This is a genomic window from Streptomyces sp. XM4193 (genome assembly GCF_023072595.1).
Lineage (GTDB): Bacteria > Actinomycetota > Actinomycetes > Streptomycetales > Streptomycetaceae > Streptomyces.
On the sequence record NZ_JALLGK010000010.1, the window covers coordinates 69,836 to 92,828 of the forward strand.

At 73.1% G+C, this 22,993-nt stretch carries 20 protein-coding genes and 1 riboswitch; of the genes, 8 read left to right on the forward strand and 12 right to left on the reverse strand.

All coding sequences use genetic code 11. The features are described 5' to 3' along the window. Positions 1–16 precede the first annotated feature (16 nt). Entirely contained in the window at positions 17–181 is a 165-nt protein-coding gene (locus tag MTQ01_RS22215) for a hypothetical protein (RefSeq protein ID WP_211038896.1), read from the forward strand. A gap of 260 nt (positions 182–441) precedes the next feature. On the opposite strand, the gene MTQ01_RS22220 is transcribed toward MTQ01_RS22215, so the two are convergent. Further along, entirely contained in the window at positions 442–1,251 is an 810-nt protein-coding gene (locus MTQ01_RS22220; protein ID WP_247492601.1) for an inositol monophosphatase family protein, read from the reverse strand. A 76-nt stretch (positions 1,252–1,327) separates the two neighbouring features. After that, positions 1,328–2,452 carry a ferrochelatase gene (locus MTQ01_RS22225; protein ID WP_247492602.1) on the reverse strand — a complete coding sequence of 375 codons (1,125 nt, stop codon included), beginning with the start codon at positions 2,450–2,452 and terminating at the stop codon, positions 1,328–1,330. A 145-nt stretch (positions 2,453–2,597) separates the two neighbouring features. Between MTQ01_RS22225 and MTQ01_RS22230 the strand changes: the two genes are divergently transcribed. Together MTQ01_RS22230 and MTQ01_RS22235 are read left to right on the forward strand one after the other, a co-directional pair. After that, entirely contained in the window at positions 2,598–3,881 is a 1,284-nt protein-coding gene (locus tag MTQ01_RS22230) for an MFS transporter (RefSeq protein ID WP_247492604.1), read from the forward strand. Next, positions 3,823–5,160: a D-arabinono-1,4-lactone oxidase gene (locus tag MTQ01_RS22235; protein WP_247492606.1), complete on the forward strand. Its 1,338-nt coding sequence runs from the start codon at positions 3,823–3,825 to the stop codon at positions 5,158–5,160. Before MTQ01_RS22230 ends, MTQ01_RS22235 begins: the two co-directional genes overlap by 59 nt. Positions 5,161–5,199: 39 nt before the next feature. Here the strand turns inward: MTQ01_RS22235 and MTQ01_RS22240 are convergent, their stop codons facing one another. Next, positions 5,200–6,147: a hypothetical protein gene (locus tag MTQ01_RS22240; RefSeq protein ID WP_247492609.1), complete on the reverse strand. Its 948-nt coding sequence runs from the start codon at positions 6,145–6,147 to the stop codon at positions 5,200–5,202. Between the two features lie 506 nt (positions 6,148–6,653). Between MTQ01_RS22240 and sepH the strand changes: the two genes are divergently transcribed. Further along, positions 6,654–7,727 carry a septation protein SepH gene (sepH, locus tag MTQ01_RS22245; RefSeq protein WP_247492610.1) on the forward strand — a complete coding sequence of 358 codons (1,074 nt, stop codon included), beginning with the start codon at positions 6,654–6,656 and terminating at the stop codon, positions 7,725–7,727. 72 nt (positions 7,728–7,799) lie between these two features. On the opposite strand, the gene MTQ01_RS22250 is transcribed toward sepH, so the two are convergent. After that, a complete protein-coding gene (locus MTQ01_RS22250) occupies positions 7,800–8,660 on the reverse strand; it encodes a sulfurtransferase (protein WP_247492612.1) in 861 nt (286 codons plus the stop codon). Positions 8,661–8,988: 328 nt separating this feature from the next. Here MTQ01_RS22250 and MTQ01_RS22255 point away from each other — a divergent pair, with 328 nt between their 5' ends. Continuing rightward, complete coding sequence (locus MTQ01_RS22255; RefSeq protein ID WP_247492613.1) at positions 8,989–9,792, forward strand: VOC family protein; 804 nt, start codon at positions 8,989–8,991, stop codon at positions 9,790–9,792. Positions 9,793–9,934: 142 nt separating this feature from the next. Here MTQ01_RS22255 and MTQ01_RS22260 read toward each other — a convergent pair whose 3' ends face one another. The 4 genes from MTQ01_RS22260 to MTQ01_RS22275 all read right to left on the reverse strand — a co-directional run bounded on the left by MTQ01_RS22260 (position 9,935) and on the right by MTQ01_RS22275 (position 15,608). Then, complete coding sequence (locus MTQ01_RS22260) at positions 9,935–10,588, reverse strand: thymidine kinase (RefSeq protein ID WP_247492616.1); 654 nt, start codon at positions 10,586–10,588, stop codon at positions 9,935–9,937. A gap of 190 nt (positions 10,589–10,778) precedes the next feature. After that, positions 10,779–11,981 carry an alkaline phosphatase family protein gene (locus MTQ01_RS22265; protein ID WP_247492617.1) on the reverse strand — a complete coding sequence of 401 codons (1,203 nt, stop codon included), beginning with the start codon at positions 11,979–11,981 and terminating at the stop codon, positions 10,779–10,781. After that, the gene (locus MTQ01_RS22270) at positions 11,978–12,592 is read right to left on the reverse strand and encodes a DUF5998 family protein (RefSeq protein WP_247492618.1); all 615 of its coding nucleotides are present in this window, start codon (positions 12,590–12,592) and stop codon (positions 11,978–11,980) included. Before MTQ01_RS22270 ends, MTQ01_RS22265 begins: the two co-directional genes overlap by 4 nt. Positions 12,593–12,896: 304 nt before the next feature. After that, positions 12,897–15,608: a bifunctional GNAT family N-acetyltransferase/acetate--CoA ligase family protein gene (locus tag MTQ01_RS22275; RefSeq protein ID WP_247492619.1), complete on the reverse strand. Its 2,712-nt coding sequence runs from the start codon at positions 15,606–15,608 to the stop codon at positions 12,897–12,899. Positions 15,609–15,779: 171 nt separating this feature from the next. On the opposite strand from MTQ01_RS22275, the gene MTQ01_RS22280 reads away from it, so the two are divergent. After that, positions 15,780–16,061 carry an HPr family phosphocarrier protein gene (locus MTQ01_RS22280; protein WP_247492620.1) on the forward strand — a complete coding sequence of 94 codons (282 nt, stop codon included), beginning with the start codon at positions 15,780–15,782 and terminating at the stop codon, positions 16,059–16,061. Positions 16,062–16,203: 142 nt separating this feature from the next. Here the strand turns inward: MTQ01_RS22280 and MTQ01_RS22285 are convergent, their stop codons facing one another. Then, positions 16,204–17,145: an AraC family transcriptional regulator gene (locus tag MTQ01_RS22285; RefSeq protein WP_247492621.1), complete on the reverse strand. Its 942-nt coding sequence runs from the start codon at positions 17,143–17,145 to the stop codon at positions 16,204–16,206. Positions 17,146–17,226: 81 nt separating this feature from the next. Here MTQ01_RS22285 and MTQ01_RS22290 point away from each other — a divergent pair, with 81 nt between their 5' ends. After that, positions 17,227–18,066 carry an NAD(P)H-binding protein gene (locus MTQ01_RS22290; protein WP_247492622.1) on the forward strand — a complete coding sequence of 280 codons (840 nt, stop codon included), beginning with the start codon at positions 17,227–17,229 and terminating at the stop codon, positions 18,064–18,066. 83 nt (positions 18,067–18,149) lie between these two features. Then, a complete protein-coding gene (locus MTQ01_RS22295) occupies positions 18,150–18,800 on the forward strand; it encodes an NAD(P)H-dependent oxidoreductase (RefSeq protein WP_247492623.1) in 651 nt (216 codons plus the stop codon). 217 nt (positions 18,801–19,017) lie between these two features. On the opposite strand, the gene MTQ01_RS22300 is transcribed toward MTQ01_RS22295, so the two are convergent. The 3 genes from MTQ01_RS22300 to MTQ01_RS22310 form a co-directional block, all read right to left on the reverse strand. Continuing rightward, positions 19,018–19,785, reverse strand: coding sequence for a M23 family metallopeptidase (locus MTQ01_RS22300; protein WP_247492624.1), 768 nt, complete (start codon positions 19,783–19,785; stop codon positions 19,018–19,020). 11 nt (positions 19,786–19,796) lie between these two features. Continuing rightward, a riboswitch (cyclic di-AMP (ydaO/yuaA leader) is annotated at positions 19,797–19,949 on the reverse strand. A 231-nt stretch (positions 19,950–20,180) separates the two neighbouring features. Then, a complete protein-coding gene (locus tag MTQ01_RS22305; RefSeq protein ID WP_247492708.1) occupies positions 20,181–21,548 on the reverse strand; it encodes a pitrilysin family protein in 1,368 nt (455 codons plus the stop codon). Positions 21,549–21,580: 32 nt separating this feature from the next. Beyond that, a complete protein-coding gene (locus MTQ01_RS22310) occupies positions 21,581–22,927 on the reverse strand; it encodes a pitrilysin family protein (protein WP_247492625.1) in 1,347 nt (448 codons plus the stop codon). Positions 22,928–22,993 lie beyond the last annotated feature (66 nt).

Sequence of the window (22,993 nt, forward strand, 5' to 3'; positions counted from 1 at the left end):
GACGAGGGGGCGCACCATGGACGCGTTCACCGCAAGCCTCTTGCAGCGGATAAAGAGCACGGAGGACGATCTGCACCGCGCTCGGGAGTCCGGTGACGAGTTCCTCGCGGAGGTCGAGGAGGCCGAGCTGGACGATCTGCGCCGGCTCGCCAACGAGCACGGCGTCGAGGTCAGCGCCTGACGAGCGGTTGCGAGGGCCGTCGGCGGGGCCGGCTGGCCCGGGGCCGGACGGTGCCCTGAGTCGAGTTCGCACCGAGTGAGGGTGCTCCCGGAAGTCCGGGAGCACCCTCACTCGTGTTCCTGCGGCGCGTGCCGGTGCCCGGCGGCCCGGACGGGTGGGCCGTGGGCCGCGCTCCCGGGCTGCGCGGGGTCACCGGCCCGCAGGCCGCACTGCGCGGGCCCCGGGCTGCGCGGGCTCCCGCGCTCCCGGGCTGCGCGGGCTCAGTCGTGCCAGGCGCCGAGCTCGTCCAGGAGCGGCTGGAGCAGCTCGAAGACGCCGGGCGAGGCAGCCACCATCAGCTCGGGCCCGCCGACCTCGCCGACCCGGCCGCCGGTCAGCGCTCCGGCCTCCCTGGCGATCAGATCGCCGGCCGCGTGGTCCCAGGCCTGTGTGCCGCGCTCGTAGAAGGCGTCCAGCCGGCCAGCGGCGACGTCGCACAGGTCCAGGGCCGCGGAGCCGGAGCGGCGGATGTCCCGTACGTGCGGAAGGAGTTCGGCGAACAGACGGGCCTGGACCTCCTTGCGCTGCTGCACGTAGGCGAAACCGGTGCCGACGAGGGCCTGGCCGAGCTCGGGCGAGGGACGGCATTGCAGCCGCTCGCCGTTGAGCCAGGCGCCGCCGCCCAGCACCGCGTGGTGCACCTGGCCTCGGGGCGGCGAGGCGACGACGCCCACGACCCGCTCGCCGTGCAGTTCGGCGGCGATGGAGACGGCCCAGTCCTGGCGGCCGTAGAGGTAGTTGACGGTGCCGTCGATCGGGTCGACGATCCAGCGCACCCCGCTGGTGCCGGCGGTGCTGGCGCCCTCCTCGCCGAGGATGCCGTCGTCCGGCCGGTGTTCGGCAAGGTGCGCGGCGATCAGCTTCTCGGAGGCCAGATCCATCTCGGTGACGACGTCGATCGGACTGGTCTTCGTCGCGGCCACGCCCAGCGAGGCGGGGCGTTCGTCGCGCAGGAGGGCGCCCGCGCGTTCGGCCGCCTCCAGTGCGACACGCAGCAGTTCGGCGTGGGGTGTGTCGGGCTGGTCGGTCACGGTCTCTCCTCTGGTTCCCGGCTTCGGCCGAACTCTTCGGGCGTACGGGGCAGCTGTACGGGTCAGGGGTACGGGGTCACGGGTACGGGCTGTCGGCGCCGGCGGCCGCCGGTTTGGCGGTCCGGGCGGGGCAGCAGCCCACTGGACACAGGTCGTGGGAGGGGCCGAGCGGGCCCAGCGCGCAGCGGACGGGCTCGGCGCCGCGCTCGCCGGCGGCCCGCTCCAGGACGAGCTCCCGGATGCCGGCGACGAAACGCGGGTCCGCGCCGACGGTCGCCGAGCGGGCGACCGGCAGACCCAACTCCCGCGCCCTGGCGAGCGCTTCGGTGTCCAGGTCGTAGAGCACCTCCATGTGGTCGGAGACGAAACCGACCGGCACCATCACCGCTGCCGCGGCGCCCCCGGCGTGCAGTGCGGTGAGGTGGTCGCAGATGTCCGGCTCCAGCCACGGGATGTGCGGCGGGCCGCTGCGGGACTGGTAGACGAGCTGCCAGGGGTGCCGGGTGCCGGTCGCCTCCGCCACCCGCTCGGTGAGGGTGCGGGCCGCGTCCAGGTGCTGGGCGACGTAGGCGCCGCCCTCGCCGTGCGCCTCGGGCGGTCCCGAGGTGTCGGCGGCGGCGGTGGGGATGGAGTGGGTGGTGAAGACCAGCTGGGCGTCCGCGCGCACCTCCTCGGGCAGTTCGGCGAGCGCCGCGACGATGCCCTCGGTCATCGGCTCGACGAAGCCGGGGTGGTTGAAGTAGTGCCGCAGCTTGTCGACGCGGGGCGGGTTCAGCCCTTCCTCGACGAGCGCCGCAAGCGACTCGGCGAGGTCCTCCCGGTACTGCCGGCAGCCCGAGTACGAGGCGTACGCGCTGGTGGCCAGCACCAGTACGCGGCGGCGTCCGTCGGCGGTCAGCTCCCGCAGGGTGTCGGTGAGGTAGGGCGCCCAGTTGCGGTTGCCCCAGTAGACGGGGAGGTCGAGGCCGTGGGCGGCGAGGTCGGCGCGGATCGCGGCGAGCAGTTCGCGGTTCTGCTCGTTGATCGGCGAGACGCCGCCGAAGAGGAAGTAGTGCTGTCCCACCTCCTCCAGGCGTTCGCGCGGGATCCCGCGCCCTCGGGTGACGTTCTCCAGGAACGGCACCACGTCCTCGGGGCCTTCCGGGCCGCCGAAGGAGAGCAGCAGCAGGGCGTCGTACGGGGCAGCGGTCGCGTCGGACATGCCCCGATCCTCCCACTGAGAAAAGCGAAGCGATCACCGCCCCGTCACGGTTAGCGTTCGGGGCGGGCCGGCGAGGTGCCCGGCCGGCCGCGGTCCGTGCCCGCACGCCGACCCCGTACACACACCGACGACCGAGGAGCGCCCTGTGCCGAGCCCGTACCGGGCGATCTTCGCCGAGCCCGGAACCCGGAGCTTCACCGCCGCCGGGCTGGTCGGACGGATGCCGATCGCCATGCTGGGCCTGGGCGTGGTGACGATGGTCTCCCAGCTGACCGGGGAGTACGCACTGGCGGGAGCGCTGGCCGCGACGGTGGCGCTGTCCACCGTCGTGCTCGGCCCGCAGGTCTCCCGGCTGGTGGACGTCCACGGCCAGCGCCGGGTGCTGCGCCCGGCCTCGGCGGTGACGGTGACCGCGGTGGCGGGCCTCACGCTGAGCACGCTCCTGCACTGGCCGCCGTGGACGCTCTTCGCCTTCGCCTCGCTCGCGGGCTGTGTGCCGAGTCTGGGCTCGATGGTGCGGGCGCGGTGGACGGCGCTCTTCCACGACTCCCCCGGGCGGTTGCACGCCGCGTTCTCCTGGGAGTCGATCGTGGACGAGACCTGCTTCGTCCTCGGGCCGATGCTGGCGATCGGCCTGTCCACCGCGTGGTTCCCGCAGGCGGGTCCGCTGGCCGCGGCCGTCTTCCTGGCCGTCGGCGTCTGCTGGCTGACCTCCCAGCGGGCCACCGAGCCCGTGCCCGGGCCGCGCGAGGAGCGGAGCGGGGGTTCGGCGCTGCGCACACCGGGGCTGCCCCTGCTGGTGGCGACGATGGTGATGCTCGGCGTGATCTTCAGCTCCATCGACGTGGTGACGGTCGCCTTCGCCGAGGAGCGGGGCGCCAAGGCCGCCGCCAGCCTGCTGCTGGCCGCGTACGCCCTGGGGTCCGGGGTCGCGGGCGCCGCGTTCGGTCTGCTGCCGGCGGCGGACGCGGTCGGCAGACGCTGGCTGCTCTGCGTGTGCGCGGTGGGGGCGGGCATGCTCCCGCTGCAACTGGCGGTCGGGCTGCCGGTGTTGGCGGCGGCGCTGTTCCTCGCCGGGATGGCGATCGCGCCCACCATGATCACGACTGTCGGGCTGGTGGCCCGGCTGGTGCCCAGGCAGAAACTGACCGAGGGGATGACCTGGACGAGCACCGGGGCGACCCTGGGAATCTCGCTCGGGGCCTCGGTCTCCGGCTGGGTCGTCGATAGGGTCGGTGCCGACCGGGCGTACCTGGTGCCCGCGGTGGCGGGTGCGTGTGCGATCGCGGTGGCGCTGGTCGGCACTCGTCGGCTGCGACGGCTCCCGGCGCCGCGGCAGCAGGAGCGGCACCAGCAGGAGGGGACGGACGATGAGCGGCATCAGCACGCTGACCGGAGCGGGCGGCACGAGGAACGCCACCTGGCGTAACTGGGCGGGGAACACGAGCGCCAGGCCGCTGCGCACGGTGGCGCCCTCGACCACCGAGGCGCTGGCGGAGACGGTGCGGCGGGCCGCGGAGGACGGACTGCCGGTCAAGGCCGTCGGCACCGGGCACTCGTTCACCTCCGTGGCGACCACCGGCGGTGTGCTGATCCGGCCCGAGCGGCTGACCGGTGTGCGCCGGATCGACCGTGCCGCCGGGACGGTGGCGGTGGCGGCGGGCACCTCGCTCAAGCAGCTGAACCAGGTACTGGCCGGCGAGGGTCTCTCGCTGGCCAACATGGGCGACATCATGGAGCAGACGGTCGCGGGCGCCACCAGCACCGGAACCCACGGGACCGGGCGGGACTCGGCGTCGCTGGCCGCGCAGATCGTCGGCTGCGAGATGGTCACCGCCGAGGGCACGGTGCTGCGCTGCTCGCCGACGGAGAACCCGGAGGTCTTCGCCGCCGCCAGGCTGGGGATCGGCGCGCTCGGTGTGCTGACCGAGCTGACCTTCGCGGTGGAGCCGCTGTTCACCCTCACCGCCCGCGAGGAGCCGATGCGCTTCTCCCGGGTGGTGTCGGAGTTCGACGAACTCGTGCGGGAGAACGAGCACTTCGAGTTCTACTGGTTCCCGCACACCGACAACTGCAACACCAAGCGCAACAACCGCACCACCGCACCCGCCCGGCCGCTCCCCCGGGTCCGGGGCTGGGTGGACGACGAACTGCTCTCCAACGGAGTCTTCCGGGCCGCCTGCTCTCTCGGCCGGGCCGCTCCCGCGACCGTGCCCGCCATCGCGCGGGTCTCCAGCCGGGCGCTGTCGGCCCGTACCTACTCCGACATCCCCTACAAGGTCTTCACCAGCCCGCGCCGGGTCCGCTTCCTGGAGATGGAGTACGCGCTCCCCCGCGAGGAGGCGATGTGCGCGCTGGCCGAGCTGAAGACCATGGTGGAGAGTTCACGGCTGCGCGTCTCCTTCCCCGTGGAGGTGCGCACCGCGCCGGCCGACGACATCCCGCTCTCCACGGCCAACGGCCGGGACACCGCGTATCTGGCGATGCACGTCTACCGGGGCACCCCGCACGAGGCGTACTTCACCGCTGCCGAGCGGATCATGACCGCGCACGGCGGACGCCCGCACTGGGGCAAGCTGCACAGCAGGGACGCGGCGTACCTGGCCGGTGTCTACCCGCGGTTCGAGGAGTTCCTCGCGCTGCGCGAACGGCTGGACCCGCAGCGCAGGTTCGGCAACGACTACCTCCGGCGTGTGCTGGGCGCCTGAAACAGGACGACGCCGGATCGGGGCGGGCCCGCGGCGCGGTCAGTCCGCGCCGGAGCCCTCTCCGGTGCGGGGCTCGGCGCGGTTGGGCGTGGTCGTCCCCGCTCCGCCGTCGTCCTCGGGGTCCGCGCCGGAGTTCCCGTCCGGGTCCGTCGGGGTCGTACCGGCGTCGCCTCCGCCGGGCGTGGGGACGGGGGTCGGCTCCGCGCCGTCCGAACCCCCCTCGCCCGGCTCGGGGTTGTCGGCACCGTCCTGCGGTGCGCCGGTGGAGGGCGCCTCCTCCCGAGGGCTCTGCCCGGTGCCCTTTCGCTGCTCGTCGCCGTCCGAACCGTCCGAGCCGTCCGGGTCGTCGTGGTCCGGGGCCCCGGACTCCTCGGGCTGCCCGGGGGCGTCCCGTCCGGGCACGTCCTGTTCCGAGTCGGAGGAGGAGCCGCCGGATCCGCGGTCGAGCACCCGGCCGATCGAGGTCCCGCCGCCGCCCGAGACGGTGTGGCCCGACAGTGCCTCGTACAGGGTGATCCCGCCCATCGCGACGACGAAGACCAGCACGGCCGGCAGCAGCGCACGTCGCACACCTCGCCGCCGGGTGCCGTGGGTGCGCGCCTCGCCGTACGGTTCGACGGGTGCCGCGCCGCTTCCGTCCCGCGGCGGCGGGTCGGCGACCGCAGGCGTCAACTGCCCGCGCTCCGCGTCCACTCGTTCCGGTACGACCTGTGCCGAGGTGCGAGGGCGGGTCCGAGCGGCCACCGCGGAGGAAGGGCGAGCCGTCCGCAGCCGCCTGGCTCCGACCTCTCCGGCCTGCTGTCTGACCTGCTCCCGCACTCCCTCGCCGGTACGGCTCAGCAGATGCTGGAGCAGCGGCCCGCCGGTCGTGGCGACCACGCTGATCACCCCGGCACCGATGATCGTGCCGTAGACGCCGAGCCTGCCGGCGATCAGCGCCGCGATGACCGCCGCGAGCGCGCTCCCGGCCACCTGGGCGACGCTCACGTCAACCACCCGCTTGGGAACGGTTGGTTGGCTTTCCGCGCTCTCCTCCGAATGTGAGCCGTTGATGGGCTCCTGCCCGGTTGTCCTGCTGTTGCTCATACCTCGCCTCGATCGCACACCTATGGCACCGCGCACGAGTTACGACCGATAAGCGACGGCGATAGTTCCGCTTCGCCCGATTCTGTGAGGCGTGCCACCGACACCGCCGTCGACCGGAACGCCAAGGAATCCCCAACTCCCCTGCACACGCACAAAATCGCAGCATGCCGACTCACCGGGGTGGCCCCAATGGAGTAGTGTGAAGAAACCTGATCTCAGCCTCGCTGAACCGCGTGGCACAGAGTGACGGCGAGTCCACACTTCCGTCACCGTCGGTGAAATCCGGTAACTGTGCCTCAGCGGTGACGAGAGGTGCGGGGTCGAAGAAGACGCCGGGCAGGTCGGCAAAACAGTGGCAGGCTGCACCCGGGCAGGCCACACTCGTCTACGCGGGAGCAGCGACGCACGTGACGTCGGCAGGCACCACCCGGGAGGTTCCCATGCCCGAACTGCGTGTCGTGGCCGTCAGCAACGACGGCACACGACTGGTGCTCAAGGCTGCCGACAACTCGGAGTACACACTTCCGATTGACGAGCGGCTGCGGGCCGCCGTGCGCAACGACCGCGCCCGGCTCGGCCAGATCGAGATCGAGGTCGAGAGCCACCTCCGCCCCCGTGACATCCAGGCCCGTATACGAGCCGGCGCCAGCGCCGAGGAGGTCGCGCAGTTCGCCGGCATCCCAGTCGAGCGGGTGCGTCGTTTCGAGGGCCCGGTGCTGGCCGAGCGCGCCTTCATGGCCGAGCGCGCCCGCAAGACCCCGGTGCGCCGCCCCGGCGAGAACACCGGCCCGCAGCTCGGCGACGCGGTCGCGGAGCGGCTGCTGATGCGCGGCGCCGACAAGGACCACGTCCAGTGGGACTCCTGGAGACGGGACGACGGCACCTGGGAGGTGCTGCTCGTCTACCGCGTCGCGGGCGAGACCCACTCGGCGAGCTGGTCCTACGACCCGCCGCGGCGGCTGGTCCAGGCGCTGGACGGCGAGGCGCGCGGGCTGATCGGCGAGACCGACGAGGCCCCCGAGCCCAGCTACCCGTTCATTCCGCGGATCGCCCGGCTGCCCAAGGAGCGTGCTCCGCACGACCGCGGCGAGCGTGCGGAGGGCGAGCAGGAGCGCGAGAAGCCGCTGCGGGCCGAGCGGCAGATCGAGCCGAACGAGGACCGGGACTCACTGACCAGCCTCCTGGAGTCGGTGCCCAACTTCCGTGGCGACATGGTGGTTCCCGAGCCGCCCGCCGCCCGGGAGGAGCAGCCCGAGGTCAACGACGAGGCGGAGCCGCTGGAGCCGCCCTCGACGGCCGTCGGCGCGGGTTCCGCGTACGCGGACGTGCTGATGCCGCGGTCGGTCGGCGGCCACCGCGACCGGCTTACCGGCACCACCGACCGCCAGGCCGAGGCGGACGGCGTCCGGCCCGGACGTCGGGCCGCGGTGCCCAGTTGGGACGAAATCGTCTTCGGCACCCGGCGCAAGAAGCAGGAGTAGCACCCCGGCCGCACGCACAACGGCGGGCCCCCGCGCACCGATTCGTCGGAGCGGCGGGGGCCCGCCGTGCGATCAGCCCGGCTCGGAGCCGGTGGCCACGGGCCTGCTCGGATCGGCGGTCCACTCCGACCAGGAGCCGACGTACAGCCCGGCCTCGACCCCGGCCACCGCCAGGGCCCACACCTGGTGCGCGCCCGAGACCCCCGAACCGCAGTAGACGCCCACCTCGGCGTCCTGATCCGCGCCCAACTCGGCAAAGTGGGCGGCCAGTTCGCCGGGAGGGCGCAGACGTCCGCCCTCGCCGACGTTGTCGACGGTCGGCGCCGACAGCGCACCGGGGATGTGCCCGCCGACGGGGTCGATCGGCTCGACCTCGCCCCGGTACCGCTCGCCGGCCCGCGCGTCCAGCAGCACCCCGCGGCGGGCGAGCGCGGCCGCGTCGTCGGCCGAGAGCAGCACCGCGCCGCCCGGCTCCGGTCGGAAGTCGCCCGGCACCGGGGTGGGCTCGGCATCGGTCAACGGCCCTTCCCAGGCGGCGAGTCCGCCGTCGAGGACCCGTACGTCCCGGTGGCCCGCCCAGCGCAGCAGCCACCAGGCGCGGGCAGCCGCCCAGCCCCGGCCGCCGTCGTAGACGACCACCGGCCGGTCCCGGCTCACTCCCGCCGCGCGCATGGCGGCGCCGAACGCCTCCGGATCCGGCAGCGGATGCCGCCCGCCGTCGCCCGCCCGGCCGGCCAGCTCGGTGTCCAGGTCGATGTAGACGGCCGAGGGCAGATGGCCCTTCTCGTACTCCGGACGGCCGGGCGGCCCGCCCAACTCCCAGCGCACGTCGAGCAGTACGGGAGCGTGCGGGCCGGTCTCGGAGACGGACTCGTGGTCGCCGGGCCCGCCCAGCTCGCTGAGCAGTTCGGATGCGGAGATGATGGCAGTCATAGCCGCATTCTGGCGCAGTCGGCCGCGCGGCAGTACCGGTTCGCGAGTGCGGGGCCGGGCACGGGCCGCAGACGGCAGGGCGGGACACGGCGCTCCCCGCGTACGGCGAATCAGCGAGCCGCGAGCCGCGCGGGCGGCGGGCGGCTGGCGGGGTCGGCAGTCGGCGGAACCGGGCGGGCGGGCGCGCCGGACCGGTGGACGCGACATTCGCACCTCGCGCAGTGCCGGGGAGGGGGACAGAACTCGCGGAGAGTGCGAGCATCGACACGCACCGCGCACGACGACCTCGCACCTCCCCACCTCTCGACCGTCCAAGGAGACAACAGCGATGACGGAGGCACCGGTTCAGCCCTCCCCCGGCACACCCTGCTGGGTCAGTCTGATGGCCCGCGACCTGGACGCCAGCAGGAGCTTCTACGGCGAGCTGCTCGGCTGGGAATTCCACCCGGGCCCGCAGCGGCTCGGGCCGTACGTACGGGCACGGCTCGGTGAACTGGACGTGGCGGGTCTCGGCGAGATCTCCCGCGACCGCAGTCTGCCGGTGACCTGGCTGCCGTACTTCGCCACCGACGACGCCGACACCACCTGCGCGCTGATCAGGGAGTGCGGAGGGACGGTCGGTGTCGGCCCGATGGACTCCGAGTGGGGCGGGCGGGTGGCGATCGCCGCGGACCCGGTCGGTGCCGCCTTCGGGATCTGGCAGACCGACGGCCGGCCCGGGGTCTCGCCCGACGGCACGCCCGGCACCTTCGTCTGGAACGAGCTGCTGGTGCGAGAGAGCGTCCAGGTCACGACGTTCTACTCGGCCGTCTTCGGCTACCGGATCGAACCGCTGGGCACGCCGGAGCGCGAGCTGCGCACTCTGCTGCTCAACGGCCGGCCGGTGGGCAGCGTCCGCGGCACCGATCTGCCGGAGGGCGGCGGGGCGAGCTGGGTGACGTACTTCGCGGTGCCCGATGTGGAAGCCGCGCTGCGGCTGCTGCGCAAGCTCGGCGGGACCATCGTGCGGGAGGTGCGCGACTCCGCCTACGGCCGGTTCGCCCGGGTGAGGGACCCGGAGGGCGGACCGTTCTCGCTGATCGAGATGCGTGACCCCAACGACGCCGTGGAACGTCCGCTGCGCGGCATGTGACCGCCCCGGCCCGGGACACGCCCGCCGGGGCTCGGTGGCGGGCCGGAGCGCACGCCGTCGGCCGCCGTCCGGGGTCGGGTCGCGGGCCGGCGGCAGCGGAGACCGGGCCGGCGGGCCGGTCGGGGACCGGGAGAGCGGCGGGTCAGGGTTGCGGGGCGGAGCTGGCGGGTTGCTGCGTCGGTACGGCGGTGCGGGCGGAGGCGCTCGTCATACGGCGGCGGTGGTGACGTCGGCAGAGCACCTCGTACCCGACCTCGGTCGCCGGCCGGCCCACGTCCCCGACGACGACCTGTGCGCCCTCGACGACCATCTCGCCGTCGACGGTGCGCGCGTTGTGGGTCGCCCGGGCGCCGCACCAGCAGAGCGCCTCGACCTGGAGCACCTCGACCCGGTCGGCGAGCTCTATCAGCCGGCACGAACCGGGGAAGAGCCTGGTGCGGAAGTCGGTGGTGATGCCGAAGGCGAACACGTCCAGCCCCAACTCGTCGACCACCTCGGCCAGTTGGTCGATCTGCCGGGCGCTGAGGAACTGCGCCTCGTCGACGATCACGTAGTCGCACCGCTGCCCGGCGGCCAGCTGCGCCGCCAGATGCCCGTGGAAGTCGAAGGAGTCGTCCACCTCGACCGCCTCGGTCACCAGGCCGAGCCGGGAGGAGAGCCGCCCCTCCCCCGCCCGGTCGTCGCGGCTGAAGATCATCCCCTGCAGACCGCGCGCGGAGCGGTTGTGCTGAATCTGGAGCGCGAGAGTGGACTTGCCGCAGTCCATGGTGCCGCTGAAGAAGGCCAGCTCGGGCATGCGAAGACAAGTCCCCTTGGGTGAAGGTCGGTTGTGGTGGCCACCGGTCGCCCCACAGGTTACTGGCGGCCTCCCGGCGCGGCGCGGCCAGCCCGGAGGCGTGCGCGGGGCCCGGGCGCGAGGGCCCCGCCTGCGGGCTCGGCCCCGAACCAGCGGGCGGCGCCCGCCGGAGCGGATCCGGCGGTGGTGGTCAGGTGCGCACTTCCAGCAGGGGCACGAGCTGCTCCGCGGCGGTGACCGAGCCGTGCATGCCGACCAGCGCCGACTCCTTGGGCTCGGTGCGGGTGGCGACGATGGCCGCACGGCCGCTCATGGCGACCACCACATCGCCGATCCGCTCGCGCACCCGGTCGTCGACGCCCGCCCGCGGCGGACCGAACCAGCCGAGCTCGATGGCCTCCTCGCGCCTGGCCACCCAGGCGTCCGGACCCAGCACCTCGCGCCAGACGGTGTACACATCGGCGGCGGCGCCCGGCACCGCGTACACGTGTCGGGCCCGGCCCTCGCCGCCCAACAGCCGTACGCCTGCGCTCAGTTCCCAGTCCTCGTCGAAGTCGAATCGGTGCCGCTGGTCGTCGGGCACATCGACCATGCCGTGGTCGGCGGTGACGTAGAGCGCCGAACGCGGCGGGAGCTGCTCGGCCAGGCGCTGCGCCAGTCCGTCCACGTACCGCAGCTGCTCGCGCCAGTTGCGCGAGTCGACGCCGTACCGGTGGCCGTTGCCGTCCAGGTCGGCGTAGTAGGTGTACACCAGCGAGCGGTCGGCGGCGGCGAGGCGTTCGGCCGCCAGGTCCATCCGCTCCTCACCGGTGAGTCGGCCGAGGAAAGTCCCGCCGGACAGCGCGATCTTGGTGAGCGGCGTGTGCTCGAAGTGCGGCGCGGAGACCTGGCTGGTCTCCACCCCGGCGTCCTGCGCCCGCTGGAAGACGGTCGGGTGGGGCTGCCAGGCGTACGGGTCGGTCCAGGGCTGCCAGCGCAGCTGGTTCATCAGCTGTCCGGTGCCCGGGTCGAGCGCCGAGTACCCCGGGAGCCCGTGGGCGCCGGGGGTCAGCCCGGTGCCCACCGAGGCGAGCGAGGTCGCGGTGGTGGAGGGAAAACCGGAAGTGAGCGGCGCACCGCTGGAGTTGAGCGAGGTGCCGAGCAGCGAGGTCAGGAACGGCGCCTCCTGCGGGTGGTCGCGCAGAATCTCCCAGCCCATGCCGTCCACCAGGAAGACGCAGACGCGGTCGGCCGGCTTCAGCGTCAACCCGGTCTCGAAACCGGTGAGTTGCTGTCCGGTGGCGATCGCGGGCAGCAGATCGGCGAGCGAGCCGGCGCCGTAGGCGGGCAGCGGGGCGGTGCGCGGATCGAGCGGCAGGTCGGAGGCGGGGTCGGTGGTCTGCGGCGAGGTCATCGACGGGACGCCGAGGCGGGTACGGCGGCCTCGGCCGCGGTGGTCGACTCCGCGAGCGCCTGCGCGAAGTCCAGCGCCTGCTGGACGGTGTGCGGTCCGTCGCCCGCCTCGCTCACCCGCAGGGCCAGATCGTCGGCGGTGCTGGAACCCGAATAGCCGTGGTCCGCCTCGCAATTGGGGTCGCCGCAGGCAGCCGGCTCCAGCTCGATGCGGCTGACCGCACCCCAGCCGATCGTCAGCACGACCTCGCGCGGCAGGGTGCCCGGCGTGTACGACTCGGGGTTGGCGACGACGCGGCTGAGCACCACGGAGGAGATGCGCGACAGCTTGACCGACTCGGTCGAGGTCGTGGCGTACGGAACGGCCGAACTGCCGTCCGCGGGCTGCTCATCGGTGTGGCTGACGATGAACCGGGTCGCGGTGAGCACCAGCACGGTCACATGGCGACGGACCTCGTTGGCGTCGAAGGTCGTCTCCTGGTGCACCACGTACGAGACGACCGGCTCCGAGCCGACCGCGGTCTCCACGGCCTCGGCCACCAGGGCCGGGTAGTAGCCGCTGCGTTCGATCGCCGCCCGCAGTCCCTGCGTCGTCGTTCCGGTCTTCGCCATACGGCCATCCTAAGGCCCAGAGAGGAGCCCGCAGACGGCCCGTGGCCGGTGGTGCCGGTGCGGGTGCGGCGCACGTTGCGCGGTGAGCACGCCGCACACGCGCCCCGCGGGTCGTCCGGCGCCGCGTCCCGGAGCGCCCGCGGGGCTCCACTGCCCGGGGCACGGCGCGCCCCGACACGCGCACGGCCGCAGGGCCGCGCACGGACGCAGGGCCGGGGAGGCGCTGGCCCCGGCGGGCGTACGGGGGCGCCGGGTCGACATGCGCACGGGCACCGTACGGGCGGCGGGGCGCCTGCCCGGGAGATCAGTGGGTGGCGAGGCGGCGAGGGCCGAGGTCGGTGGTGGCGGGAGGGAGCGCGAGCCGCACGGCGGCGCCGAGGACCGTCAGGCCCTCCGAGGCGACCACGGTGGGCTCCAGATCGAGCGCGACGATCTCGGGATGGTCGTCGAGCAGCACCGAGACCCGCAGCAGCAGCTCCTCCAGGGCCGGTACGTCCGCGGGGCGGGAGCCGCGCCAGCCGTAGAGCATCGGGGCCGACCGGAGATCGCCGACGAGCCTGCCCGCCTCCCGGTCGGTCACCGGGACCAGTCGGTAGGAGAGGTCGCCCAGCAGCTCCGAGGGGGTGCCGGCGAGGCCGAAGGAGAGCACGGTGCCGATCGAGGGGTCGAAGGAGGCGTGCACGACGGTGTCGACGCCGCGCGGCGCCATCGCCTGTACCACCGGGCGCAGTTCGTCCGCCGAGCCGAGTGCTCCGGTCAGCTCCTGCCAGGCGCGGCGCAGCTCCCGCTCACCGGCCAGCGAGAGTCGTACGCCGCCGAGGTCGGCGCGGTGGCGCAGATGCGGCGCGGTGGTCTTGAGGGCGACGGGATAGCCGAGCTCGCGTGCCGCCTCGACGGCGCTGTCCGCGTCGGGAGCGGGCCGGGTGGGCTGGACCGCGATGCCGTAGTGGGCCAGCAACTCGGCGGTGCGTGCCGGGTCCAGGGGGACGCTGCGGCCTCCGGCGGCGGGGTCCGCGGGAGTGTCCCGGTCCGCGGCGGCGTCCTCCAGCGCGGCGGCGACGAGGCGGGCGGCGGCGCCCTCGTCCACGTCGTACTCCGGTACGCGGCCCGGCTGTTGGGCGTCGGACCGCCACTGGGCGAGCCGGGTCGCCTCGGCCAGTGCGCGCACCGCGCGTTCGGGGGCGGGGTAGGTGGGGATGCGGCGGGAGCTCAGCTCCTCGTCCAGCCCCTCGATGGCGAGTTGGGCGACGGCGATCGGCTTGTCCGCGGTGTGCGAGGCGTCGAGCAGCGCGTCGGCCAGCTCTGCCGCGGCCCGCCCGGTGACCCACGGGATCGCGGTCACGACGACGGCGTCCGTCTCCGGGTCCGCGAGTGCTTGGACGAGCGCCGCGCGGTAGTCCTCCGGGGTGGCGGCGACGGTGAGGTTGACCGGCGGGGAGGGGCGCAGCCCCTGGGCGAGGCAGGCGTCGTAGGTGAGCAGGCAGAGCGACTCCGCGTTGCCGAGCACCGCGACGCGCGGCCCCGCCGGCATCGGCTGGAACGCCAGTTGGACGCCGGTGTCCACCAGCTCGGTGACGGTGTCCACCAGCAGCACCCCGGCCTGCCGCAGCAGCGCCGAGACGGTGGCGTCGGGCGTGCGGCTGGCGGGTACGGCGTGGCCGGGCGGCGGCGCGCTGGCGCTGTGCCGGGCGCCCTTGACGACCACGACGGGCTTGCTCAGCGCCGTGCGCCGCACCAGTCTGGTGAACTTGCGCGGGTTGCCGATCGACTCCAGGTACATCAGCACCACATCGGTGTCCGGATCGTCGTCCCAGTACTGGAGCACGTCGTTGCCGGAGACGTCGGCGCGGTTGCCGGCGGAGACGAACGAGGAGAGGCCGGCGCCCTGACGGTGCAGGGTGCTGAGCAGCGCGACACCGATCGCGCCGGACTGGGTGAACAGCCCGATGCGCCCGCGGCCCGGCGTCTCCGCCGAGAGCGTCGCGTTCAGCCGCGCGTCCGGCGAGGTATTGATCAGCCCGAAGGCGTTCGGCCCGATCACCCGCATCCCGTACGAACGCGCCTTGCGGACCAGTTCGCGCTGGTCCGCGCGGTCGATGCGGTCGGCGAAGACGATCACGCCCTGCACCCCGCGCTCGCCGCATTCGGTCAGCACCGGGTCGACCTGGTCGGCGGGGACCGCGAGGACGGCCAGGTCCACCGGCTCCTCGATCTCGCCCACCGAGCGGTGCGCGGGTACGCCCCCGAGCCGGTCGACACCGGCGGGCAGCAGTCGGTTGACGGCGTGGACACGGCCGGTGAAGCCCGCGGCGGCCAGTGAGTCGATCACCGTGCGGCCCGTACCGCCGGGGTTGCGGCCCGCGCCGATCACGGCGATCGAGCCCGGGGCGAGGAGCCGCCGCACGGAGCGGGCCTCGGCGCGCTGCTCCCGGGCGCGCTGGACCGCCAGCGACTTCTCGGTGGGTTCGAGGTCCAGATTGAGGTGGACGGACCCGTCCTCGAAACTGCGCTGCTGCGAGTAGCCGAAGTCCGTGAAGACCTTGATCATCTTGTGGTTGGCGGGCAGCACCTCGGCCGTGAAGCGGCGCACCCCGCGTTCCCTGGCGCAGGCCGCGATGTGCTCCAGCAGATTGGAGGCGACGCCGCGGCCCTGGTGGGCGTCCTGCACCAGGAAGGCGACCTCCGCACCGTCCGCGGGGGCGGAGGCGGGACGGCCGGTGCCGTCGATGCGGTCGTAGCGCACGGTCCCGATGAACTCGCCGCCGACGGTGACCGCAAGCCCGACGCGGTCCACGTAGTCGTGGTGGGTGAAGCGGCGCACGTCGCGGTCGGAGAGCCGGGGGTAGGGCGCGAAGAAGCGGTAGTACTTCGACTCGTCCGAGACCTGCTCGTAGAAGCTGACCAGCCGCCCGGCGTCGTCGGGGGTGATCGGCCGGATCAGCGCCGTGCCCCCGTCCCGCAGCACGATGTCCGCTTCCCAGTGGGTCGGGTAGGCACGCTCTGTAGACCGCTGCATCGCCCCAGGGTAAGGGCAGTTGACCACGTCCGGGCGGGCTCGGAGCGCCCGGCCCGAGGTCGTCCGCGCAACCCCGCGGCAGCGGTTCGGCAGGGGCGCGGACACCGGGGGCGAGCGTGGCGATACGGTCTGGAGAGCTTGTGAGAGTCTCCGTCTGAAGGGCAGAACACCATGGCAGAGCGCCGCGTCACCATCGGCTGGACTGAGGGCCTGCACGCCCGCCCGGCCTCGATCTTCGTCCGCGCCGCGACGGCCTCCGGCGTACCGGTGACCATCGCCAAGGGCGACGGCGCCCCGGTCAACGCGGCTTCGATGCTCGCGGTGCTGGGCCTGGGCGCGGAGGGCGGCGAGGAGGTCGTGCTCGCCTCGGACGCGGAAGGCGCGGACGCGGCTCTGGACCGGCTGGCGAAGCTCGTCGCCGACGGCCTGGAGGAGCTCCCGGAGACCGTCTGACCGCGCTGCGGCGCCAGTGCTGCGCCGGGCCCGCTCTCTGTGGCCGGCGCGGCACGGGCCCGTCTGTGGCCGGCGCGGCACGGGGCCGCGACGGCCGGAGATCGCTCCCGGCCCGTGGGTCGCTCCCGGCCGGGTGGGGCGCTCAGACCGCTGCCGCCCGGCGGTACTCGCTCGGGTTGGTGCCCCGAAGCCTCTTGAAGGCCACGCTGAACGCGAACGGATCGCTGTAGCCCACGGCGCGGGCGACATGAGCGACGGTCGAGGTCTCCTGCTCGACGAGCAGATCCGCCGCCAGCGTCATGCGCCAGCGCGTCAGATAGGTCAGGGGCGGCTCCCCCATCAGATCGGCGAACCGCTTGGCCAGTGTCGAGCGGGCGACCCCCGTACGCCGGGCCAGCTCGCCCACCGTCCACGGCGCTGCCGGCTCGGTGTGCAGCAGTCGCAGTGCTGCACCGACCACCGGATCCTTCTGTGCGGTCCACCAGGCCGGAGGGTGGCCGCCGGGCTGGTCCAGCCAGGTGCGCAGGGTGCAGACCAGCATCCAGTCCAGGAGCCGGTCGAGCACCACCTGCTGGCCGGGTTCGTCTCGGGCGACCTCGGCCGCGAGATGGTCCAGCACCGGATCGCCGGTCTCGCCGGCGTCCACACGCAGCACGACCGGCAGGGTGTCCATCAGCTGCCGGCCTATCTCGCCGCGCACCGGATAGGCGCCGACCACCAGAGTCGTCGCAGCACCGTCCCCGTCGGCCCCGTCACCCGGGTCGTGCCAGCCCAGTCGGTACCGGGTGCCGCCCTGCTCGGGCGTCGCACAGTCCTCTCCGCAGACGATCGGCTCCGCGTCGCTGCCGGGCTCGTCGACGAAGGTGAAGGTCGTGGGCCCGCGCACCACGATCGTGTCGTGGGCGCCGAGGCGCTCGGGCGGACGCCCCTGGGGCACGATCCACCCGGCTCCGGTGAGGACCGTGCACAGGGTCAGCGGCGCACCGTCCACGAACTGCAGCGACCAGGGCGGGGAGAGCGTCGAGCTGCCGAACAGCGAGCCGCGGGCCCGCACTCCCCGGAACAGATCACTGGTGATGTCCACCGGGACAGCGTAGACGTTCACAAAGGCATCCCGGCTTCTTGCCCATGTGAACGTACGACCGGGGGCTGTTCAGTGGTGTCCATGACGCAAAACACTCACCTTGTTCTCGGCGCGACCGGAAAGACGGGTCGCAGGGTCACCGCTCGGCTTCGACTGCACGGAGCGGCGGTACGAGCCGCCTCCAGATCCAGCCGGGTCCGGTTCGACTGGTCCGAGCCCGACGGCTGGGACACCGTCCTGCGTGACGTCGAGGTGGCCTATGTGGTGCCCCCGCCCGTGCCGGGCCCGATGCACGAGTTCACCGCGCGGGCCGAAGCCGCCGGCGTACGACGGCTGGTCCTGCTCTCCGGTCGCGGCGCGGACGACTGGGGCGACTCCACCTTCGGACGGAACATGCTGTCGGCCGAGGAGGCCGTACGCGCTTCCGCACTGGCGTGGACCGTCCTGCGGCCGGGGAACTTCGCCCAGAACTTCGACGAGGACGTCTTCCACGCACCGCTGGTGGCCGGCGCTCTGGCGCTTCCGGCGGGCGAGGTGCCCGAGCCCTTTATCGACCTCGAAGACCTCGCCGACGCCGCAGTCGCGGTGATGACCGACGGTGACCGGCACACCGGCCGGGTGTACGAGTTGAGCGGGACCCGCTCCCTCACGTTCGCCGAATCCGTCGCGCTGATCTCCCGAGCCTCCGGACGGGATCTCACCTACCGCCGCATCACCCGGGACGAGTACGTCTCCACCCTTGCCGAGCAGGGCCTGAGCCGAGACGACGCCGAGGAGGTCGCCGCCATGTTCGCCCTGATGGAGAGCGGAGTCATCGCCGACACGACCGACGAACTGGCCTCCCTGCTGGGGCGGGCTCCCCGGACCTTCGAGGAGTACGTCGTACGGCAGGCCGCGGCGGGCGCCTGGAGCGCGCGGTGAGCCGCCGGGAGCGCTCCGTGGCTGCGGCTGTTCCTGCCGGCCCCGTTGGCCCCGTTGACCCCCTCACTGAGGAGACCACCACCATGAACGTTCAGGACACCGGCCCACGGACGCTGGTCGTCACCGCACACCCGGACCCCGACTCCCTGACCCACCACGTCACCGAGCGGCTGGTCTCGGCCCTCCGTCCCGGGACGGTCGAGGTGGCGGATCTGCACCGCGAGCGGTTCGACCCCCGGTTCACGCCGACCGACCGCCGGGCGTACCGGGGCGACCACCCGCTCGACCCCGACGTCGTCCGCGAGCAGCGGCGCCTGGACCGCGCCACCGACCTCGTCCTGGTCTTCCCCGTGTACTGGTGGTCCGTGCCGGCGCTGCTGAAGGGCTGGATCGACCGGGTGTTCGTCAACGGCTGGGCCTTCGACATCACACCCGATTCGGGTCTGCGGCCGAGGCTCCAGTGGCTCACGACACATCTGCTGCCCGTCGCCGGCGCCGACTCCGGCACCTTCGAGCGCCACGGTTACGAACAGGCGCTGCGGACGCAGATCGAGCACGGTGTCGTCGAGTACGTCGGCAGCCGCCGCGGAGTCACCGCGTTCGTCCACGAGTCCGAGCAGCAGTCCCGCGCCGCCACGGCGGCGAGCGCCGCACACGCCGTACACGCGGTGAGCGAGGCCGTACGGACGGGGACGACGGCCTCGCGAGCGGGGACGGCGGCCTCCGCGGTCTGACGCTCCGGGTCGGGGAACGCGGGCGAAAAGGGGTGCGGCAGCACGAAGGACCCCGGGGTGAACCGGGGTCCTTCGTCGCGTCCGCGGTCTGCCACGAGCCGCCGCAGGTGGTGACCGCGTCCGCTGTTGTCGCGGGTTCTCCGCTCCCCGTCGCGCGGCCGGCACTCAGCAGTCGGCCGGACGCGCGGCGGGTAGGGCCTCAGTCGTGGGGGCGGGGTCAGCCGAGGCCGACGCCCTTGTCGCGGAGGTAGTTGATCGGGTTGACGTCCGAGCCGTAGGCCGGCGTGGTCCTGGCCTCGAAGTGCAGGTGCGGCCCGGTGGAGTTGCCGGTGGAGCCGACCCGGCCGATGGACTCGCCGGAGGTCACCTTCTCGCCGATGTTGACGTCCATCTTGGAGAGGTGGCCGTACTGGGTGAACCGGCCGTCGTTGTGCTGGACGACGATGTTGTTGCCGTAGGAGCCGCCCCAGCCCGCCTCGACGACGGTGCCGGGCCCGGCGGTCTTCACCGGGGTGCCCTCGGCGGCGGCGAAGTCGATGCCGCTGTGGGTGCCGGAGGACCAGCGGGCGCCACCGGAGTTGTACTGGGTGGTGACGTCGCCGCCCTTGATGGGGCTCAGGAACCCGTTGAGCTTGGCGCGCGAGGACCGGTCGGACCGCTTCTCGCCACCGCGCTCCGCGGCGTCCTTCTCGGCCTTCTCGACCTTCTCGGACTTGTCGCTCTTCTCGGACCCGCCGGAGACCTTCTCGCCGGCCTCGACGTCATCCTGGTCACCGGAGTCCTCGGAGTCCTCCGCCAGCGGGCCGACGGCCTTGGTCTGGGTCAGACCGGTCTGGTGCTCCGCGGTGGCCGTCAGTGCGGCGGTGGCGGGAGCGGCGAGCGGGCCGGTGATGGCTGCCACGAGCGCGACGGCTCCGGCGGCACCCATGCGGTTGCGCTGCTTGCGGGACAGGTTGATCTTGCCGGTGGCACGGTTGAACGCCATGGAGGCGAACTCCTTTCCTTCCTTCTCGCCTACCGGGTTAGCTGACGGGTTCGGAGCAGGAAGGTCTCCTACGGGCGGCTGTCCCAGTTCGGACACAGCCCGATTCACCCCAAGGACTTGAATGGGTCCCCGGCTCCCTCGAAGGGACTCGGCGATGCTGCACGGTCGGTCGCGGTCGCGATCACTTCGGACGAGCAGCGACCACCGAAGCTAAAACGGACATCCGGCGCAGAGCAACCAGATCAGTCACTTTGAGGCACAGCACACATCAACCCAACGAGAAATGCGGCCAAATCGGACATAGTAGGTCCCCCGGTCGTGGCCTGGGCCACAACCGGGGGACCTGGCAAGCGACTTCGCCGGAGCCGCCCGAGCGGCTCGCGGCGTCGGGGCGGTCAGCCGGTGACGACGGTCACCTCGCCGATGCCCAGCGCCCGCACCTCCTCGCCGATCTTCTCCGCATCGCCCACCAGCACCGTGACCAGGCGGTCCACCGGGAAGGCGTTCACCACCGCGGCGGTCGCCTCGACGGTGCCGGTCTCGACCAGCCGCGCGTAGAGGTTGCCCTGGAAGTCGTCCGGCAGCTCCTGCTCGACCTGGTCGGCGAGGGTCCCCGCGACCGCGGCAGCGGTCTCGAAGCGCAACGGCGCCACTCCGACGAGGTTCTGCACGGCGAAGTCGCGCTCCTCCTCGGTCAGCCCCTCGGCCGCCAGCGTCCGCAGCACCTGCCAGAGGTCGGTCAGCGCCGCGCCCGTCACCTCCGTCGCCACCGAACCGGCGATGCCGAGCAGCGCCGCACCACTGCCGTCCTGCGCGGAGCGCAGCACATGGCTGTAGGCGCGCACGCCGTAGGTGTAGCCCTTCTCCTCGCGCAGCACCCGGTCCAGACGCGAAGTGAGCGTGCCGCCGAGGCAGTAGATGCCGAGCACCTGCGCGCCCCACACGGCATCGTGGCGGTCGGCTCCGATGCGCCCGAGCAGCAACTGCGTCTGCACAGCGCCCGGTCGGTCGACGATCACCACCCGGCCGCTGTCGTCGGCGGTGATCGGGGTGAACGTGTGCGGCTCGGCGTCCGTGCCCTGCCAGCCGCCGAGCGCCTCGTCGATCAGCGCCTCGGGGTCCAGGCCGGTGAAGTCGCCGACCGCGACGACCGTGGCGGTCGAGGGGCGTACGTGTGCGTCGTAGAAGGCGCGCACCGCAGCGGCGTCGATCCGGGCGACGGTCTCCTCGGTGCCCTGCCGGGGACGGGAGATCCGGGCGCCCGCCGGGTAGAGGGCGTCGGAGAGAGCGATCGCCGCACGCCGGGCCGGGTTGGCCAACTCGTGGGGAATCTCGTCCAGTCGGTTGGCCACGGTCCGCTCGACCTCGGCCTCGGTGAAGGCCGGGGTGCGCAGCGCGTCGGCGAGCAGCTCCAGCGCCTGCGGCAGCCGGGAGACCGGCACCTCCAGGGAGACCCGCACGCCCGCGTGGTCCGCGCCGGCGTCCAGAGTGGCGCCGCAGCGCTCCAGCTCGGCGGCGAACTGCTCGGCGTCGTGCTTGGCGGTGCCCTCGGACAGCGCGCGCGCCATGATGGTCGCCACGCCGTCCAGGCCCGTGGGCTCGGCCTCCAGCGGCGCGGTCAACTGCACCTCGACGGCGATGACCTGCTGACCCGGACGGTGGCAGTGCAGCACCGTCAGGCCGTTGGACAGAGTGGCGCGCTCGGGCTGGGGGAAGGCCCACGGGCGGGGCCGGCCGGCCTGCGGCTGGGGATGGAAGTCCATGGCGGGGGCCACGCCCCGGTCGGTCGTCTCGCTCACTGCTCGGCACCTTCCTGCGCTGCCGCGTCAGCGTCGTCCGCCGACGGCTCGGTCGGTTCGTACACCAGCACCGCCCGGTTGTCGGGCCGCAGCCGTGCGGCGGCGACCGCGCGCACCTCCTCGGAGCCGATGTCCAGCACGCGGTTGACCGCGGTGAGCGCCAACTGGGGGTCGCCGAAGAGCACGGCGTAGCGGCACAGCTCGTCCGCCCGGCCGGCCACGGTGGCCAGCCGGTCCAGCCACTCCCGCTCCAGCTGGGCCTGGGCGCGCTCCAACTCCTCGGCGGTGGGGCCGTGTTCGGCGAAGGCGGCCAGCTCCTCGTCGACCGCGAGCTCGATATCGGCGATCTGCGCGTCGCCCGAGGTCTTCACGTCCAGCCACGCCAGGGAGGGCGCGCCGGCCAGACGCAGCAGCCCGAAGCCGGCCGTCACCGCGAGCCGGTCCCGGCGCACCAGGCGGTTGTAGAGGCGGGAGGACTCGCCGCCGCCGAGGATGGTCAGCGCCACATCCGCGGCGTCCAACTCCCGGGTGCCGTCGTGCGGCAGGCGGTACGCGGCCGTCAGCGCGGGCGAGGGCACCTCCTCGCGCAGCGGCTGCCGCAGCTCCTCGCCGATCACGTCCGGCAGGCTGCCGTCCCGGGGCGCCTGCTTGCCGTCGTGCGAGGGGATCGAGCCGAAGTACTTCTCGATCCAGGCCAGCGTCTGCTCCGGGTCGATGTCGCCCACGACCGACAGCACCGCGTTGTTGGGCGCGTAGTAGGTGCGGAAGAAGGCGCGCGCGTCCTCCAGGGAGGCGGCGTCCAGGTCGGCCATCGAGCCGATCGGGGTGTGGTGGTACGGGTGGCCGTCCGGGAAGACCATCGCCGTCAGCTTCTCGAAGGCGGTGCCGTAGGGGACGTTGTCGTAGCGCTGGCGGCGCTCGTTCTTCACCACGTCGCGCTGGTTCTCCAGGGACTCCTCGTCCAGGGCGACCAGCAGCGAGCCCATCCGGTCCGCCTCCAGCCAGAGCGCCAGCTCCAACTGGTGGGCGGGCATGGTCTCGAAGTAGTTGGTGCGCTCGAAGCTGGTGGTGCCGTTGAGCGAGCCGCCCGCACCCTGGACCAGCTCGAAGTGGCCGTTGCCCGGGACCTGCGCGGAGCCCTGGAACATCAGGTGCTCGAAGAGGTGGGCCAGGCCCGTACGGCCCTTGACCTCGTGCCGCGAACCGACGTCGTACCAGAGGCAGACCGCCGCGACCGGCGTCTGGTGGTCCTCGGAGAGCACCACGCGCAGGCCGTTGGACAGCCGGTGCTCGGTCGCTGTCAGCCCTCCTGTGGTCGGAGGAGGTGTGGCCGTGTGACCCATGGGCGGGGCCGTCCCTTCGGTTGTCGGTCATGGAAAAATCGGTGGTCCTGCCGCAGGGGCTGTCGT

Coding starts and splice junctions, on each gene's coding strand:
- MTQ01_RS22215 (WP_211038896.1), top strand. CDS start 17: ATGGACGCGTTCACCGCAAGCCTCTTGCAGCGGATAAAGAGCACGGAG.
- MTQ01_RS22225 (WP_247492602.1), bottom strand. CDS start 2,452: ATGTCCGACGCGACCGCTGCCCCGTACGACGCCCTGCTGCTGCTCTCC.
- MTQ01_RS22235 (WP_247492606.1), top strand. CDS start 3,823: ATGAGCGGCATCAGCACGCTGACCGGAGCGGGCGGCACGAGGAACGCC.
- MTQ01_RS22250 (WP_247492612.1), bottom strand. CDS start 8,660: ATGACTGCCATCATCTCCGCATCCGAACTGCTCAGCGAGCTGGGCGGG.
- MTQ01_RS22255 (WP_247492613.1), top strand. CDS start 8,989: ATGACGGAGGCACCGGTTCAGCCCTCCCCCGGCACACCCTGCTGGGTC.
- MTQ01_RS22260 (WP_247492616.1), bottom strand. CDS start 10,588: ATGCCCGAGCTGGCCTTCTTCAGCGGCACCATGGACTGCGGCAAGTCC.
- MTQ01_RS22265 (WP_247492617.1), bottom strand. CDS start 11,981: ATGACCTCGCCGCAGACCACCGACCCCGCCTCCGACCTGCCGCTCGAT.
- MTQ01_RS22270 (WP_247492618.1), bottom strand. CDS start 12,592: ATGGCGAAGACCGGAACGACGACGCAGGGACTGCGGGCGGCGATCGAA.
- MTQ01_RS22275 (WP_247492619.1), bottom strand. CDS start 15,608: ATGCAGCGGTCTACAGAGCGTGCCTACCCGACCCACTGGGAAGCGGAC.
- MTQ01_RS22280 (WP_247492620.1), top strand. CDS start 15,780: ATGGCAGAGCGCCGCGTCACCATCGGCTGGACTGAGGGCCTGCACGCC.
- MTQ01_RS22290 (WP_247492622.1), top strand. CDS start 17,227: ATGACGCAAAACACTCACCTTGTTCTCGGCGCGACCGGAAAGACGGGT.
- MTQ01_RS22295 (WP_247492623.1), top strand. CDS start 18,150: ATGAACGTTCAGGACACCGGCCCACGGACGCTGGTCGTCACCGCACAC.
- MTQ01_RS22300 (WP_247492624.1), bottom strand. CDS start 19,785: ATGGCGTTCAACCGTGCCACCGGCAAGATCAACCTGTCCCGCAAGCAG.
- MTQ01_RS22305 (WP_247492708.1), bottom strand. CDS start 21,548: ATGGACTTCCATCCCCAGCCGCAGGCCGGCCGGCCCCGCCCGTGGGCC.
- MTQ01_RS22310 (WP_247492625.1), bottom strand. CDS start 22,927: ATGGGTCACACGGCCACACCTCCTCCGACCACAGGAGGGCTGACAGCG.